The following is a 17,430-nucleotide window of genomic DNA, read 5'->3' on the forward strand; positions in this document are numbered from 1 at the left end:
AATTGCCGTTTCCCCCCTTCTGCGCCGTCCAAAGGTGCTGCCATTACACCCTGCAGGAAAGCAGGGTGTAAAAAAACAGCACTATTAAATGCCATTAAAAATGACATAAAAAGTGCTGTGATTCTCTTTTAAAAAAAACAAAGCTCGACCTGTGCCTATACAGGCGATTCTTTTCGTGCTTTAACATGTTAATCAAAATAGCTTCTTTACCTGTGTTTTCCATCATGTATTCCCTCCTTCTATTAACATGACATGTGGTTTTCCCGGCTGTTTTTAATGCCGGTTCAGGTTACACTTAGATTAATCGGTTTTAATTTGATAGCTGTAAAACTGTACAAATCATAAAACTATATTAAAATCTATCAGCTATGTATATGGGCTTATGGATTTATGGGCTTATGGATTTATGGGCTTATGGGCTTATGGGCTTATGGGCTTATGGGCTTATCTAAACATTCATCAATTTATACAGACTTATATCAATATATCTAATTATTTAAACGTACATAAATATATAAATATCCGACTGTTTTGATGAACTGTTAATCCATAAGTTTTAGCTGATATTCTTAATATTTTTTTAAGAATATCATAAAATTTTAATGCTGTCAATGATATTTTTCTTGAGTGTATGTATTTCACAGTATATCTTTTGCCGCTGATTATTTTACTATATATGCCGGGATTTATTCAATATTTTTAATATCCTCCACAATGTAAATCGGTCTGTCCTTTAATTCACTGAATATTATACCTATATACTGCCCTATTATACCCACTATAACAAAGAGTACCGCAAACATAAAACAGAGTAATACTATAATAGTTGCATATCCGTTTGGCGTGCCTACCGATGCCCATGAATATATGGTATATACCATCATTATAAATCCCAGAACTGCCGCAGATATACCGGCATATATCCCCAGTTTCAGCGGAAGATCGGAAAAACACAGTATTGTATTTATTGAAAATTTAAAAAGTTTTTTTATTGAATACTTACTCTTACCGGCTGCCCTTATACCTGCCTCATATTTAAGAGTGGTTTTATTAAATCCGAGATTCTGAACAAAACCTCTTAAAAATCTTACCTTTTCACGATATGATTTTTTTAAAATCTCAGCTGCCCTTTTTGATATACCAAAAAAATCGGAGGCACTTTTTTCTATCTTTGTATCACTTAATATATTTATAACCGTATAAAATCCGTTTGAAGCTATATTCTTTATTATGCCGGCTGATTTATTGCCTGTCCTTATCATGCTTATAATATCATAGCCTCCGTCAAATTTCTCAATCATCATAGGGATGCATGAAGGCGGATGCTGCAGATCGGCATCCATACATATAAGTGCATCTGCATCGGCATAATCTATGCCGGCAATCATAGCCGCCTCATGACCGAAATTCCTTGAAAAATGCAAAACCTTTACATTTTTATCACCGGCTGCAATATCGTTAAGAATCTGCCTGCTGCTATCAATGCTTCCGTCATTGACAAATAAAATCTCATATTTTTTTCCTGTATTTTTCAGGTACGGCAATGCCTCTTTATAAAATTTTACAAGAACAGCTTCTTCATTGTATACGGAAACCACAAGAGAAACCTTTTCTATCGGATTATTGCCTGAACTTTCTTTAAAGTCCTTAAAATCACCTGATATAGATATACTTTCATCCGTATTTTCCGTACTATTTATTTTATTCATATACCTCAATCTCCAGACTTTTATGCGACGGCTTTCTCTCATTTTTGGGAGGAAGCTTCATATAATCGCCATAAACAATTCTAAGTATTTCCTCATAATTTTCAGCCACGGGAAGCTGTATATCTTCAAATTTTATATAAAATGTATTTTTAATCCATTCCTTTCTAAGTGTTACATATAGATAATCAGGCTGGTAATTGCTGTAATATAAAAAAGCACTTTTTTTTGAGGATGAAAAAAGCTTTGAAAGTCTCTCCTGGAATGTAAATAAAAATCTCATTTTAAAAAGCCTTCCTATACTTGACATTATAAACACCGCAATCTTATATAAAGGCGTATATTTTTTATAATCAAGTCTGTACCTATGCCCCATAGAAAGTAAATATATAGTCTTTTGCAGGGATTTTATAAAAAAAGCCGGCGCTTTATGTTTAGGCAGTACATCAAGTATAAATATATCAACCCAAAGCTTATTTAGCTTTCCGTCATAAAATACATCTTCTTTTTCAGGTTCATGTCTCCTGCTTTTCTCATATATTACACGTGGCGTAAAATCATAAAAGGCTTTTGAATCTCTTATATCATCAGGTAATACAAGATTAAAACCCTCTGAAAGTTCACGCTGTGCAACTCTTTTAAAAAGCTGCCAGTTCTGCCTTGTCATTGCTATATCGGCATCATCATCCCATGGAATAAAACCATTGTGCCTTATCGCACCTAACAGAGTTCCTGCATCAAGCGTATATGATATATCATACTTTTTGCAAAGTCTATCTATCTCTTTTAATATTTTAAGATTTGCTTCCTGAACTTTTAACAGTCCATATCTGTTATCCATGTATATACCCCACATATGTCGCATTATACTTCATTTTGAACAGAAATATCCATGCACCGCATACTTTTAATATTTTATCATTTTACATGTTTTTTACTATTTTTATAATACTCTGTGCCATATAGTCAATCATGCTGTCGCTCATACCCGGATATACACCCACCCAGAATGTATCACGCATTATTCTATCGGTATTTTCAAGTCTGCCTACTACCCTGTAGCCTTCACCTGAAGCACGCATTGAATTAAAGCACGGATGTTTTATAAGATTTCCGGCAAAAAGCATCCTTGTCTGTATCTTTTTTTCCTCAAGCCCTTTTACAAGCACCTGCCTATCTATACCCTCATTGCAGGTTATAAGAAATCCGAACCAACTAGGATCTGAATTTTTACAGGGTTCAGGCAGTATAATCCTGTCAGATACCTCCTCAAGCGCCGCTTTCAGTCTTGCATGATTATATTTTCTTCTCCTTACAAACTCCGGAAATTTTTTAAGCTGTGCACATCCAACCGCAGCCTGCATATCACTTACTTTAAGATTATATCCGAAATGAGAATATACATATTTATGATCATATCCCAGCGGAAGATCCCCGTATTTTGCATCAAATCTGTGTCTGCATGTATCATCCTTGCCTGAGTCGCAATAACAATCCCTACCCCAGTCTCTTACAGATCTTATTATTTTATTTAATTTAGGATTTGACGTATATACTGCACCGCCCTCACCCATAGTCATATGATGAGGCGGATAAAAACTTGATGTGCCTATATCGCCTATAGTACCTGTCAGGCAAACTTCTCCATTATACTCATATGTACTTCCAAGAGCATCACAATTATCCTCTATAAGCCAGAGATTATGTCTGTCGCAAAATTTCTTTACCGCATCAAGATCAAATGGATTTCCAAGCGTATGTGCCGCCATTACCGCCTTTGTCTTTTTTGAAAGTGCCGCCTCAAGCATCGATACATCTATGTTGTACTGAGGTATAGTAACATCTACAAATACAGGCACTGCACCATATATAAGCATAGGGGTTACAGTTGTAGGGAAGCCGCATGCAACTGTTATAACCTCATCGCCATGATTGATCTTCCTATCCTTCAATATATCTGAAGTAAGACTCATAAATGCGGCAAGGTTTGCACTTGAGCCTGAATTTACAAGTGCCGCATATTGTATACCGAGATATTTTGCAAATTCCGTCTCAAATTCCTGTGTATATCTTCCTGATGTAAGCCAAAACTCAAGTGAGGAGTCTACAAGATTTACCATCTCCTCGCTGTCATACACTCTTGAAGCATAAGTTATCCTGTCTCCCGGTTTAAACTCCTTTTTTATATTATGATATTTATCGCAATAAGCTCTTACATATTTAAGTATTTCCGCTTCAGCTTCCGCCTTTGTCATATTTTCAAACATGTCGCCTCCTTTATGGTTCTTTAATTTTGTGATTCTGTGATTCTTTTTTCAGGTTTGAATACATTCAGTCCCTTATCCTGCAATATTTTCAGAGCCTTTTTTATCCTTACCGGATCATGATATTGAAAAATTTTTGTAAGTTCATCATCCGAAAGCCTTGTATAATTTAATGCCGCCTCCTGCATTGATATAAAGTTTTCCTTTCTATACACCGACATCCTGATTTCATTTGAATATGTTATTATATTTCCCAGCATATAGCTTATAATTATAATACAAAATGCATATATATTTATATTGGTACACAGAGCGTTAAATACATTGCTCTGTTTTTTATCTGATATTTTTTTACTGAATATATTTTTATCTGACATATTTTGTACAGCCTCCGTATAGGCTTTAAGACCCGCAGCAGCTATATATTTTTTATATATAAATAAGGTCAGTAAAACGCCAAATGTTCCTGACTGAAACTGCAAAGCATATCTTGAACTCATAGCATAGGTGTCTTTTAGAAATATCCATCTTGACATTACTACAAGCAGATGTGAAGCCCCTCCTGCAAACAGCAGGCATGCAGGAAAAATACTTATTTTAAATACACCTTTATAAAAATTCAGATAAAGTGCATAAATATAAAAAATCCCTATTAAAATCCCTGTCAAAAACAGCAGAGTATCAGACAGCCCGGCTTTTTTAACCACTTCACTGTCAAATATCACAGAGGCGAATGATTTAAGCAAAAGTCTCAGCAGCAAAAGCGGGTCATCCGATATTACTTTTGTAAATGGAAGATTTGTCGCCCCGGCATGTTCTTCAACTGAATTTATCCGGCTGTATATATATATCATCGTAGGAACAATCACATTTATAAGCCATATTATATGTGCTCTTATATGTGTTTTTAATGTGTTTATATTCATTCTGTACAGTTCATTATCCGCTTTACCCTGAACGGAATATTTTTTAATTTTTCCGCATGAGAGTATTATATTTATTATATACACTGCCGAAATTGCCAGTGCATATATCATAATATACGGTCCTGAAAAAAGCAGCATAATATACGGAAGTATAATCACGGCACGCATATCATGGCTGTATCCCGGGCTTTTTTTAGGTTTAAGTACACCGTCCTGCTCTAAGAGTCTGTCATATATGTAAAAGTGATATGAAAACATGGCAAATGCAAGAAAATGTACCCATCCGCTTCCGTTTATAAGCATCTCCCATTTGTTAAGTGAAAAACCTATAAATGCAAGAAATGATATAAATGCATATGAGGCGTTTCTCTTTGCGGCATAATACAGTATAAAAAATACTGAAACTGATAAGAAAAATGCACCTAGCATCATATCAAACATAGTACTGTATGAAAAACATTTTACATTTACAATTCTCTGTATATAGCTTATAGGCATACGTGTAAATATATCAGCTCCCATATATGGTTTAAAACTGTACACATCTTTAAGATAACTGTTTACAAGCCTTATATAATCGGTATATACTACATTTGCTGAAGCTGAGCGTATATATGCAAATGTAAATAAAAATCCCATTACCGTAATTATAAGTGCTAAAAATTTTTTCCCCATCATAGACCTCATATTAATTTTATTTCAATTCTAATCGGCTTTTATATTCACCAAAAGACTTAGGTTACTGCTTCCCCTTTTCTCCTGTGCATCCTTAAGATAAAAATTATTATACACCTTTAAATTAATTATTTCATACGGCTTTACTTCAAACTTCTGATGAGAAACATTATTTTCAAGTTTAAGCTCTATAGTCATATTATCATCAACATTCATATATACCGTTTCATTGCCTTCAAGCTCTCCCGGATACATAAATTCAATATCTATCAAACCGTCCTTGCCTGCCATTATGTTAACTTCAGCCTGTTCATCCATCCATCCGTCAGTATAATAGCCCTCAATGGCTTCGCATTTGACATTTCTTATCATATCGGTAACATCCACAAAAGCATTTTGTGCTGCATCCTCTTTAATTACAAGCATATTTGAAGTTACTTGACCGAAATCACGGTATGATTCAACAAATTCAACCTCAGTACCCTCCGCCTTTCTCTTAGGATCAAATACCTTAAAAAATGTATCGGCATTAAATTTGCTCATCTTATAATAGTTGCCTATTATATAAATTTTTTTGCCGAATATATCACTGCCGTACTTACCGTAGGTAACATCCGCCAGAGTATTATACCTTTTTTGATCTGGAAACAAATATATCCCTGAGTATTTTGAATGACCGTAAAGCTCTACCGGAACCATTAAAACCATCCATATAAATACAAGTATAAACGGCAGATACTGTTTTATATCTATATCCATACTCAGAATTTCTTTTGCAATATCTGTATTTTTTTCCTTTTTAATAGTACCATACATATGTGAAAGCCACAACAGCGCCGTCATGTACGGAGCATAAACCCACCTCATCTCAACTCTTATAGTTACTGCCGAAGCTACGATGCAACCTGCCATAACTCCAAAAAAAAAGCAGGGTGGTATATAATGAATTTCCTAAAGCTTTCTGATGCAGAATCAATGAAATCTGGTTTGATATATAAATAATTAGAATTATAAAAAGAACCCCAATTGCACAGCATACAAAAAGCTTTATAAAAAAATCGGTATCATTCCATGTAACACCGTTTAAGTGTTCAGGTCCTGCATTAACTCCCAATATATAAAGTATCTCTGAAAATATATTTTTTATAAAATCCTTTATATTAAATGTATCTTTTACAAATGTGGAGCCTGTCCCGGCAGGCATCACTCCTCCGGTTGACATAAGCCTTACAATCTGTACAAGTGTAAATACCGCGACCGGAGCAAACCACAATCTTATTTTTCTTTCTTTTTTTACAAACAGTATGTAGAAAAACATAGGCAACAGCACCATATATCTCTCATGCGTAAAACATATAAAGAGATAACATATAACCGCCTTGCCAAAATTCTTTGTATATTCCTTTTGAACAATGCAGCTATACATATTGTACAGGATTATTAATAAAAACAAAAGGCACATAGCCTCCATAAGCCCCAGAAGCTGTGATATATCATAATATGAAAATCTTGAGCATATAAACATAATTCCGGCTATAAAACCTACAGGTCTTGATGCCGAAAGTCTTTTTGCAAATAAATACAAAAATGAGGCAATTACCGCTGAAAATATTATATTAAAAGGAACTACCCATGTTATCCTGTTTCCTATAATTCCAAGCTCAAGCCATGCCGCAAACCAATACACAGGTCTGAATCTTGTAGAACCTATAGGAAATACATATTCTATAAAGCTCTGTTCTCCGTAGCATGACCACATATAAAGATCATCCATATAAAGCCCTGAGATACGTATACCTGCATTTACCCAAAAAGCAGCCATAAGCAGCAAAAGCATTATAACGGCATCTTTAAGCATACTGTTTTTTTCTTCTAAGCTGAAATCTCTTTCAAACATCGGATTATACTAAAATTATCTCCTTCCATAGTTTTATCCCGTATCCTATTCTTCAATCATTCTTTACGCTCATACCTATAAAGTGTATTATCACCTGCTCTTATAAGCGGTATGAGACTTCCGTCTTCAACCATATACTCCTCTATATCGGAGGCTCTTTCATGTTCATCAAGGAATACTCTGTTTGTATATACATATTCAACACCGACAAAATCAAGATAATCTTTAAATTTATAAAGTTTATGCACAAGTCTTGAGTTGCCTCCGCTGCCTACTATGTCCGTATAGCTTTGAATACAGCATTTAAAGCACAATCCTTCAGGCTGATAAGCCATAGACACAACTCTTGCCCTCGGATATTTGTTCAAATAATCAAATATTCTTACTAAACCGGCTTCTTCCATTTCCTTATATTCAGCATTATAATGATTATAAAACCCGAGATGCATAAATGAGATCGGTGTAAAACCGTAAGCTCCTGCCCAGTTTGTAACACATGTAACTACAAACGCCCATGTAAATACAGGCAGCAGGCTTACAGTTATTCCGGTTCTAAACTGCCCAAACTTAGAGGTATCAAAAAAAGCACATGCAAGATTTGATGCCGCAATTATTATAAGTGCATATACAAGCATAAAGTAATTGCCGTCTACCTGATATATTATCTCCAATATAAATAAACTCGCAAGTAAAAGAACAATACATACAAAATTTATATATAGCGCCGGAGCATCAAGCCTTTTATGTGATATAATACCGCAAATAAATCCCAGTACAATTAAAATCAGCATAAGCACCCCGCCAAAAGCTATAAATACATGTATCATGTCTTCACCGACAGGAGATATAAAAAGACCTCTCAGTCTTTGTGCAATATTTATTTTTTCATAAAATCCATCAGTATTTGTCCCTGTACAGTAATGACCTTCAAATGAAAACGGATAATATGCACTTATTCCAAGCTTTCTCCAAAATATGGAATATGCGGAAGTTATAGGATAGCCTGTCATTATAAAGGTCCTTAATGTAACAAGTATAAGAGAAGAAAATGCAGGCAGTATTATACTAAGATTTGATTTTATATTACTTTTCTTTTTATAGGTCTTTTTTTTATTTTCTATATTATTCAGTGTTGAAGTCTTTATATTTTTTCTTGAATTAAATTTTATATATACTGCAAATATCAATCCGGTTATAAATAAAAGCCCTGAGAATACTACACTTGTAGGTTTAAATATAAGGCTTGATACAATCAGGGAAAATGCCCATACAAGATGCTTTATAACAGCACTTTTATTACTTGCCTCTTCTCTTTTCTTAATACAGCTTATCACATCATCTACAAATACAAGCTGTATTAAAAGGGTTATTATATCCGTCTTTGCAGATACTCCCATATTCGTTATACCCGGCACAAAAGCGGTAAGTGCCGCCGCAAAAAATGCATAATACGGATTTGCCAGTTTTTTTACAATATCATAGATTACAACAATTACCGCTACAAGCGTCCACCATGAAAATGCAAGTATAAAACCGTAACTTACCGGTATGTTAAGGGGCATTGTCAGTATTTCAAGACCTTTAGGATAGTAATATACATCATTTACAAGACCCAGTTTTTCATATATACCCAAACCGTTATTTAAAATATAGGGCGTTCTCAGACCATAATGCAGCGAATCATAGTCTATGGCTATATTAAGCCTTCCCGCCTGAAGCAAAAGCATAGTAAGTATCAGACAAACCAGGAATGTATCAAAAACTTTCGGCAATACCGGTTTTTTCTTTTTTCCTATGTATTCATCTTCAGCCGTGCCGGATTTGTCAGTATCCTTATCATCAATTATCCTTAAAGGTATAGAACCTGTTTTATTTAAAAGTATATATATAAAAAGCACACATAAAAAAAGACATACTGTGTATATGTATATGTCCCTCATACTCCCTATTTTAAAAAGTGAAAGCAGGCATATTGAAGTAATGTAAATCAAAGCTCCTGATATAAAATCATGTAAAATCCTTAAAATATCATCAGAAGCTCTTATACCTATAAAGCGTCTGCCTCCTGAAAGAACAATCTCACCAAGCATTATAAGACAGATTATAAACACACCTGAAACCAACACCGGTAAAAAAGCTCTATGTAGCCATAAGAACACTGATACAACTGCAGCATACATAGTGTATCTTGCTGATGTCTTTCTGAAAATACAGCTGCATAATAGTAATACCAGAAATAAAATTCCACTTTCAGCCATCATATTTAAGGTTTCAGGAAGAAATATTTTCTCATGAAGGTAATAATATCTTATTACCTCATCCGCACTTATATATGCAAGAAACAGCCCTGATACAAAAAGTAAAAAGATCATAAGAATCTTTAAAAATGTATATTTTTTACTATAAATATGCATTATACGCCCTCCTGTATGCTCTCTTTATAATTTGCGAAACCGGATATGGCAGCAGTCTGTCAAACATTACACTCTCCTCAGTTGTCCTTGAACTGTCGGCAATACTCCTTTTTGTAGCCGAATCATCATGTATGCGGTACATTATAAGAGGTTTTTCAATACATATCCATCGCCCTTTTTTTGAGGAAAGCCTTAAAAGCATATCCCAATCAAGCACGAAATTGTATGTCGGATTAAAATATAAATCTCCGTATATATCTTTGTCATAAGTGCATGAAGGACATATAACAGGATTCCCAAAACTTATTGACAACCTTTTTATAAATAGGGTATGACTGAACCATTTTAACCTGAGCGGAAGCCTTAAAATTTTTTTTATGATATTTGCCTCTCCAAAATCAATTAAGCTCCCTCCCTTAATACTTATCGAGGCGGTTGTAAAAAGTCCCATATCGGGATATCTTTCCTTCATAAAAAGCAAGGTTTTTACATAATCCTTACAATAAAGATCATCCTGATGCACTATGGTTACAAGCCCTTTACCCGCCTTTTTGCAGGCAAAATTCCAATCTTTTGCCATACACGGTATTCCCTGCCTTATATAAAGTCTTATATTAAATTCATCTGCAATATCTTTTATATAGCTATTCGGTGTTGATGTGCATATTATAATATCACTTTTAACGCTCTGTGCAAGCAGAGATTTTATACAGGCACGCAGATATGGTGATTTTTTATAGGCTGATACCGCAAAAATATGTCTTTTTGTAAAATTATACTGTTCCAATGTCTGGCACTTTCCTTTCATACATTTACCGTTTACCTGCATATTCTATCACTCCGGACGGTTTAGGGCAATCCTTTACCCTTAAATATAAAAGTTTAAATGCCTTGAATTGCACTTTTTAGAACCTGTCCTATACTTCCGTGAAAAACAAGGTCGGCACCTGAATCCATAGGTGTAGGCGTTTTATTTATAAGCACAAGTTTACTTCCTTTAAAATAATTGACAAGCCCTGCTGCAGGATAAACTGCCAGAGAGGTTCCTCCAATTATAAGGATCTGTGCCGCATTTATAAAATCTATGGCTTTATTCAGCACTTCACTATCAAGTCCTTCCTCATATAAAACTACATCAGGTTTAATATCACCATTACATTCACATTTAGGCACACCCTCAGAATTTATTATTTTATCAAGTTCATAACTTTTCCCGCATTTCATGCAGTAGTTCCTGCGGATGCTTCCATGCAGTTCAATTACATTTTTACTTCCGGCATCCTGATGCAGACCGTCAATATTTTGTGTGATCACTGCCTTAAGCTTTCCTATTTGCTCAAGCTTTGCAAGTGCAATATGTGCATCATTCGGCTTTGCCTGTGTATAAATCATTTTATCCCGATAAAAGCGGTAAAACTCATCCCTCATGCTCATAAAAAAGCTATGGCTTAAAATACGTTCAGGAGGGTATTTATACTTCATTGAATAAAGCCCGTCCTGACTCCTGAAATCAGGTATACCGCTCTCAGTCGAAACACCTGCGCCGCCAAAAAAAACTATATTATCACTTAAAGCTATACATTCTCTTAAATCATCGAGCTTATCATTTTCAGTTTTCATATATTTTATCTCCTCACTTAATAATCTAAAATATTTATTCCTGCCTGTACTAAACGTTCATATCTTTCTTTTGAAATCAATATAGCCTTCGGTTTCCCATTTTTTAATATAAAAGCGGCTTCATCATTTTCAGATAACTTAGTGATTATTTTGGATGATTGCCCTTTTAAAAAGTCGGACATATTATAAAAGTCCATTGTTGCTTTGCTCCCTTTATCTTTCATATAACGCTCCTTTCGAGAGTATTATTATATCATAAACAGGCATATTTTAAAACCTATATTGTAATTACATTTATAATTATAAATAATTTAAGTTAACTATATGATAATGGCAAAAAAGGTCCCTAATCGCAATAAAAAAACAGCAAATCACTGATTCACTGATTCCTTAAACGATTATTTTATCTTACATATTGTGTTATAAGTAACAAAATCACCGGAACTAATAGTATACTGCACATGGCTTCCGTTATCTTTCGTTTCTTTTATCTTATTTTTTATCTTCTCCACTATTTCTTTAGGTATACCTCTATGCCCCAATTTATTTATATCCATATTATCGGTTATGTTTAACATATATGATTTTGCACAATCAATGAATGATGGCACTTTCAAATTACAAAGGGTACACTCACTCCCGATTATCAGATAATATGTTGGATTGGGCATACCCTCTTTGTCATAAACTTTGTACTCTTTACCGGTAATTGAAGATATGGAATACAACTCCAATATTCCTTCTTCATAACAACCTACAAAATGCTGATGAGGAACTATTTTACCACTTGTATCGTTAGGATATTTTATCTTGCAAATTAGTATGTCCACTATGAAAACACCAACTCTCCATTTATATTTTCTACAAACATAGGCTCGCTTTGAGGCTCCATTTTTTCAAGTATAGATACAACTTCATCGGACATATCTAAATTATATTTATCATAATAATAGATATTACCACTAATTTTTTCCATAACTATACTATCAAAATCCATATCTGCGTATGTTGCATAAAGGCTTTTCATCAAACACTTTTCTTTTTCTGCAATCTTCCTGAAATCAAGATCCTCATTTTTTTCAGCATCAATCCATATACTATGCTCATGTGTTTCTTTTGACAACTCTCCTGCTGTTCTGTTTGAATATACAAAATTTACTATTTCTAAAAACTTAAGAACATCTTTATCTTCGATGTCTACTTTAGTCTCTGAAAATCCACTTAGATTGTTATACCTATACTCCTTATAAATTTCACGAGATACAGGTCCGTTATCCCACTTTTCAAACTTGTCGTCTGTTAAGTTTCTGCCGGTTACTGCATAGTGCATAAGATAGGAGAAATACAGGAGTTTGTTTAGTTTTGTATTTTGATCAATATAACCACCACGCAGTTGCGGATTTTTACTCAAAAACCATTTGGCTAAAGTATCAATTCTCATATCCTCACTTCCTTTCTACCGAAATTATACCATAAAACAGAAAAAATATCTCTATCATACTTTCTCTACCAATAAAAAACCTTATTCTTTTATAAAAATAGAGAGGTTTTATCCTCTCTATCTACCTTAAAGTTTCGCCTTTTGGATACAGATAGCGAGACACCTTTTCTGTTTTATGCCCCGTTGTGTGAAAAACGGCTAACATTTACTTTTCTAAAGTATAACATAATATTTATTTCTTTACAATATCTAATATTGTGCCAGTATAGTGAACACAACAGCCATACTCAGAATTTTGAAATACTACTCTCAAACTTAATTTCTTCATTAATCAGTCTTATTCTCGTTTGACTACCAAATAATCTTACATTTAGATAATACTATCACTTATGGTAAAATTATTCCTATATCCACATTTATAAGTTTGCCTATATTTTTCCGGGCATTTTCACTGAGAAGTCCATGCTTTAAATAACCTATTGAAATTGTCAAATCGGATCTTACACAAATATCAGCCTCACCGGTATCCCCATTCATTCCGCTATTTATATCTACGCTTACTTTATACGCTTTTGAAGAATTTATTTTCTCCATAATCGCTCTGACATTGTCTTTTACTTTTCCCTTAAAACCTGTCCCGTATATGCAGTCTACAATACATTCAAAATCCGTATATCCACTGTCATCTGTGATAAATTCGTAGTCAATATTATTTTCTTTGCACTTGTCAAAATAATATCTTCCATCCTCCGAAAATTTATCTTCTATAAGAAAAAGCTTGCAGCTTATATTATGTTCTTTCAAAAGACCTGCAAGCACATAACCGTCTCCTGCATTATTTCCGCTTCCACATATTATAGCTGTATTTTTCCTGTTTTTACCTAAAGCGTTAAATATGGCCTCACCTGCCCTGTACATAAGCTCCTTACTGCTTATATAATTTTCTATTGTATATCTGTCAGCCTCTCTCATCTCCTCCACTGACAATACCTTTTCCTGCATTTTCTCTCCTTCCTTTATTATCGTTTTTTTCTCCATGCCAATGCTTTTTAAACCTTTCCATTCGTTTCTACAAGCTATCCATTTTATTTCTTCAGTATGATAATACTCATGTATCTTGCTCTATGTGTACTTAGCTTGACGCTTACTTTTGAGCAATAAAAAAGGAAGCATTGGCTATTTGCTTTACCTTCCTCTTTTTATAACTCACTTTTAAAAAATTTATTTTTTTGTTTTTTCTACTTACTCAGCGAACTGAACAACCGTATATTAAAGACAACAGTACTGTAATCAATATACGAATTATAATATGAGACAATTGTAAATTTCCAACTATATAACCGGTAAAAATTACCAATGGAATCATTAACACTAAGGAAAGATATACAAGCCATGATAGATTCGTGACTGTAGCCGAAATCAACAAAATAGCTCCGATAAAATATAGCAAGTGAATGCTTTGAAAACCTATCTCTTTCATTTCCGCAATCACTGCAATAAGAGTCAGAATTGCATACAATGCGATAAATGCTCTAGAAAAAATATTAAGTATAATTTTCAATTTTCTTCCTCCTTTTGAATAAAATTATAAGCAAAACTTTTATAGCTTAACAGTTCGATTGTAATTAAACTAAGTTATTTGAGATGATCTATATGTATAGGTAACATTATCTAAAGTGAACCCATTTGTCAAGACAATTTTTCAAAAAAATTAAGTTGGATTTCGGAAGAGATTATTCCATCCTTTTCTCCCTTAGTTACCCACCAAGTGTGGATATATGAACTGTCAAGGGTGTGCTGCAAAGCAGCTTCCGAAGGAACCCTTTACAGCTCATATATCTGCACTTATACTACACAAGAGGGAGAGACAGGATAATTACCTATCCCGGTATACTTCTTCCGGTGTGCGGTATTTTAAGCGTGAGTGTAGACGCTCGTGATTATAAAATTTTATATAGTTATGAATTCCGATACGTGCTTCTTTTGGTGTCTCGTAAGCCTTAGGATATATATCCTCATATTTTATGGTTCGCCGGAGCCTTTCTATGAATATATTATCATAGGCACGCCCACGGTGATCCATACTAATTTTAGAACCTGCATCCAGAAAAATCTGTGTGAATTTTGGGCTTGTAAAATGACTTCCTTGGTCTGAATTCATGATTTCAGGACTGGATACTTTTAATGCCTTACGGCTGCTATCAAGAACAAAACCTATTTCCATATCATCACTCAACTGCCAGTGCAGCACTAACCGTGAATACCAATCAATGATTGCCACCAAGTATAGCCAGTCTGTTTTTACCGGAATATAGGTAATATCAATTGACCAGACTTGATCCAGATGATCAATTTTTGTCATGCAGTTTTCAAAGTGCAAGGAGCTCTAACTGTATTCCGAATATATCTAAAATACATTTCTGTACTTTATTCAATAAATATCATTTTAAGACTTGACTTTTAATAGTTAGTCTTTCATAATAAATAAACTGCCATGTATTAAATATTTATCAGTAATTCCATAGCTTCCTTTTCTTTTCTTGCAAGAGATTTCATTATCTCTGAAGCATCTAAAACATAGCTTTTCTTTTTAGTTTCAGAAACTCTCTCAAGCAAAGAAATTATATCTGACCAGTCAGAAGCAATTTCACTAAACTTAAAGTAGGAATGTTCTATAAATTTATTTTCTGTCAATTCATAAGCCTCTTTTAAGAAATCTCTATATATATTTCTGAAAATTGCCCCTCCGGTACCTGCCCTTTCCATCAGCATGACGGCGGTTCCAAACTCCTCTTTTATATTATCTGAACTATCGTACCATTTAATAATCACATCACTTGCTTTTTCTATGCCTTTATAAGATAAATTTTTAATAGGCGGATTTAGATAAGTTCTTGCATTATTTTGTATGGCTGTTATAACGGCATCTTTAAGCACTGCCATATCCCCATCCTTTTCAATGGTATAGTAAAGATTTTTTGAGGACATAGCTCCTTTAGCACTGCGTGCCGCTTCTAAACTTTTAAGAGATGTACTTACCTTGCTTCCCTGTTGAGCCGTGTCAACTAAAATTGCCTTTTCATCATCGTAGTCTATTATTGCAACATAATGTCCGGCAAAATGTATAGGATTTGAAAAATATTCAAGATAATAACAATCAAGTCTAAGTCCTACCGCTTGATTATTATCCAATAACTTTTTTACTTCCTCCCATGCTTTTCTTTTTGAAGAAGTTTCCTTAGTTATTAATTTCAAACATAAATTTTTACTGATATTCTTCGTTACTAAATCTGTTTTAATTCTACCGCCTATAAATGGAAAAGTCATATTTCTCATATTCCATATAATAAAACCCAATCCCTCTCCCAAGCCAAAAAGCATAGGCTCACTCAGGCTGATTCCAAGTTGATTTAATAAGGTTCCGGTAGCAGTCGTTTCACAATGTTGTCCTATAAATGGTTTTATATTTGTCAGTAATTCTTTCTCTGTTGTATGTCGTGCCATATTGTTTCCTTTTCTGTTTTTTTTATTATATTATATACGAATAAACATGGCACCATTTGTCAGGTTTTATATTTATCAAGTATTTTAATTATTTTATCTTTAATCCGGGCTCTGATTTCTTGCGGCTCTATAACCTCAGCCTTATCACCGAATGAAAAAATATAATTGTACAGGTTATAATCATTTGGTATATTTATGTTTGCATATAAATTTCCTTCTTTGTCTTTAGTAATTAGACCCGGTAATTCATCATATACCCTAAATGCCGCACTTTTCTCAAATTTCACTTTTAAATTTATCATATTTTGATAAATTACTTTCTTTTTTAATACTACATTATCAAAATCATCAGCATACTTATCATCTGAAATCATAAATTGTTTTATTCTTGATAATTTAAAGTATCTGAACTCATTTTTAAGCAGACAAAAAGCATATAAATACCAATCATACCCTTTAAATAGAAGTCTTACAGGCTTTACCCTGCGATTCGTTTCTTCTCCATTACTTGCAAAATAATTAAAATCAACTATATTCTTTGTAAGAATTGCAGACTTTATTTCATTAAAAAGTTTTTCATAAAATTTATCATCTCTCCAACTATTAAAATCTATTTCTATCCAATTTGTATTTTTTATTTTAAAAAGAGCAGACAGCTTTGTTAAAAGTTCGCTTTCATGCAGACTGTTTACTTCATTCATACCGTTAAGAGCTACCATAATCTGCTCTCTTTCTGCTTTGCTTAATAGAGACTTATTTAAAACAAAATCTTCGGCAAGTCTTATTCCTCCGCCTCTCCCCTGTGTTGTATATATAGGAATCCCCGCAGCACTTATAGAATCAATATCTCTGTAAATTGTTCTTACAGAAACCTCAAACTTATCAGCAAGTTCGCTTGCCGTAGCTTTTCCTCTTTCCAAAACATAGTACAATATTCTAAACAATCTGCTGTCTTTCATCTGAACAAATTATCCTTATTTAAA

The 17,430-nt window shown here is 33.8% G+C and carries 16 protein-coding genes; all 16 read right to left on the reverse strand.

From position 1 onward, the window contains the following. Nucleotides 1-686: 686 nt before the first annotated feature. The gene (locus tag HMPREF9333_RS07555; protein ID WP_005541131.1) at nucleotides 687-1,709 is read right to left on the reverse strand and encodes a glycosyltransferase family 2 protein; all 1,023 of its coding nucleotides are present in this window, start codon (nucleotides 1,707-1,709) and stop codon (nucleotides 687-689) included. Further along, a complete protein-coding gene (locus HMPREF9333_RS07560) occupies nucleotides 1,702-2,547 on the reverse strand; it encodes a LicD family protein (protein ID WP_040882592.1) in 846 nt (281 codons plus the stop codon). The genes HMPREF9333_RS07555 and HMPREF9333_RS07560 overlap by 8 nt, the downstream gene beginning before the upstream one ends. Nucleotides 2,548-2,629: 82 nt before the next feature. Continuing rightward, entirely contained in the window at nucleotides 2,630-3,973 is a 1,344-nt protein-coding gene (gene rfbH, locus HMPREF9333_RS07565) for a lipopolysaccharide biosynthesis protein RfbH (RefSeq protein WP_005541133.1), read from the reverse strand. Nucleotides 3,974-3,993: 20 nt separating this feature from the next. Next, nucleotides 3,994-5,571, reverse strand: a complete 1,578-nt coding sequence (locus HMPREF9333_RS07570) for a hypothetical protein (RefSeq protein ID WP_005541134.1) — start codon at nucleotides 5,569-5,571, stop codon at nucleotides 3,994-3,996. 30 nt (nucleotides 5,572-5,601) lie between these two features. After that, entirely contained in the window at nucleotides 5,602-6,483 is an 882-nt protein-coding gene (locus HMPREF9333_RS12290; RefSeq protein WP_156797309.1) for a hypothetical protein, read from the reverse strand. Continuing rightward, the gene (locus tag HMPREF9333_RS12295) at nucleotides 6,440-7,468 is read right to left on the reverse strand and encodes a glycosyltransferase family 39 protein (protein ID WP_005541136.1); all 1,029 of its coding nucleotides are present in this window, start codon (nucleotides 7,466-7,468) and stop codon (nucleotides 6,440-6,442) included. Before HMPREF9333_RS12295 ends, HMPREF9333_RS12290 begins: the two co-directional genes overlap by 44 nt. Nucleotides 7,469-7,524: 56 nt before the next feature. After that, the gene (locus HMPREF9333_RS07580; protein ID WP_005541137.1) at nucleotides 7,525-9,882 is read right to left on the reverse strand and encodes a hypothetical protein; all 2,358 of its coding nucleotides are present in this window, start codon (nucleotides 9,880-9,882) and stop codon (nucleotides 7,525-7,527) included. Then, the gene (locus tag HMPREF9333_RS07585; RefSeq protein ID WP_050798132.1) at nucleotides 9,869-10,690 is read right to left on the reverse strand and encodes a glycosyltransferase family A protein; all 822 of its coding nucleotides are present in this window, start codon (nucleotides 10,688-10,690) and stop codon (nucleotides 9,869-9,871) included. Before HMPREF9333_RS07585 ends, HMPREF9333_RS07580 begins: the two co-directional genes overlap by 14 nt. Nucleotides 10,691-10,764: 74 nt before the next feature. Further along, nucleotides 10,765-11,502 (reverse strand): NAD-dependent protein deacylase, encoded by a 738-nt coding sequence (locus tag HMPREF9333_RS07590; RefSeq protein ID WP_005541139.1) that lies wholly within the window; start codon nucleotides 11,500-11,502, stop codon nucleotides 10,765-10,767. Between the two features lie 17 nt (nucleotides 11,503-11,519). Beyond that, complete coding sequence (locus HMPREF9333_RS07595; protein WP_005541140.1) at nucleotides 11,520-11,726, reverse strand: type II toxin-antitoxin system Phd/YefM family antitoxin; 207 nt, start codon at nucleotides 11,724-11,726, stop codon at nucleotides 11,520-11,522. Nucleotides 11,727-11,900: 174 nt separating this feature from the next. Beyond that, entirely contained in the window at nucleotides 11,901-12,332 is a 432-nt protein-coding gene (locus HMPREF9333_RS07600) for a hypothetical protein (protein ID WP_005541141.1), read from the reverse strand. Continuing rightward, entirely contained in the window at nucleotides 12,332-12,943 is a 612-nt protein-coding gene (locus HMPREF9333_RS07605) for a Panacea domain-containing protein (protein ID WP_005541142.1), read from the reverse strand. The genes HMPREF9333_RS07600 and HMPREF9333_RS07605 overlap by 1 nt, the downstream gene beginning before the upstream one ends. A 387-nt stretch (nucleotides 12,944-13,330) precedes the next feature. Continuing rightward, nucleotides 13,331-13,981 (reverse strand): NAD(P)H-hydrate epimerase, encoded by a 651-nt coding sequence (locus tag HMPREF9333_RS07610; RefSeq protein ID WP_005541144.1) that lies wholly within the window; start codon nucleotides 13,979-13,981, stop codon nucleotides 13,331-13,333. Between the two features lie 838 nt (nucleotides 13,982-14,819). Continuing rightward, complete coding sequence (locus tag HMPREF9333_RS07620; RefSeq protein ID WP_083816607.1) at nucleotides 14,820-15,305, reverse strand: IS3 family transposase; 486 nt, start codon at nucleotides 15,303-15,305, stop codon at nucleotides 14,820-14,822. Nucleotides 15,306-15,442: 137 nt separating this feature from the next. Continuing rightward, nucleotides 15,443-16,447, reverse strand: coding sequence for a BtrH N-terminal domain-containing protein (locus tag HMPREF9333_RS07625; protein WP_005541149.1), 1,005 nt, complete (start codon nucleotides 16,445-16,447; stop codon nucleotides 15,443-15,445). Between the two features lie 59 nt (nucleotides 16,448-16,506). After that, nucleotides 16,507-17,406, reverse strand: a complete 900-nt coding sequence (locus tag HMPREF9333_RS07630; protein WP_005541151.1) for a helix-turn-helix transcriptional regulator — start codon at nucleotides 17,404-17,406, stop codon at nucleotides 16,507-16,509. Nucleotides 17,407-17,430: the final 24 nt, after the last annotated feature.

The organism is Johnsonella ignava ATCC 51276 (genome assembly GCF_000235445.1).
Lineage (GTDB): Bacteria > Bacillota > Clostridia > Lachnospirales > Lachnospiraceae > Johnsonella > Johnsonella ignava.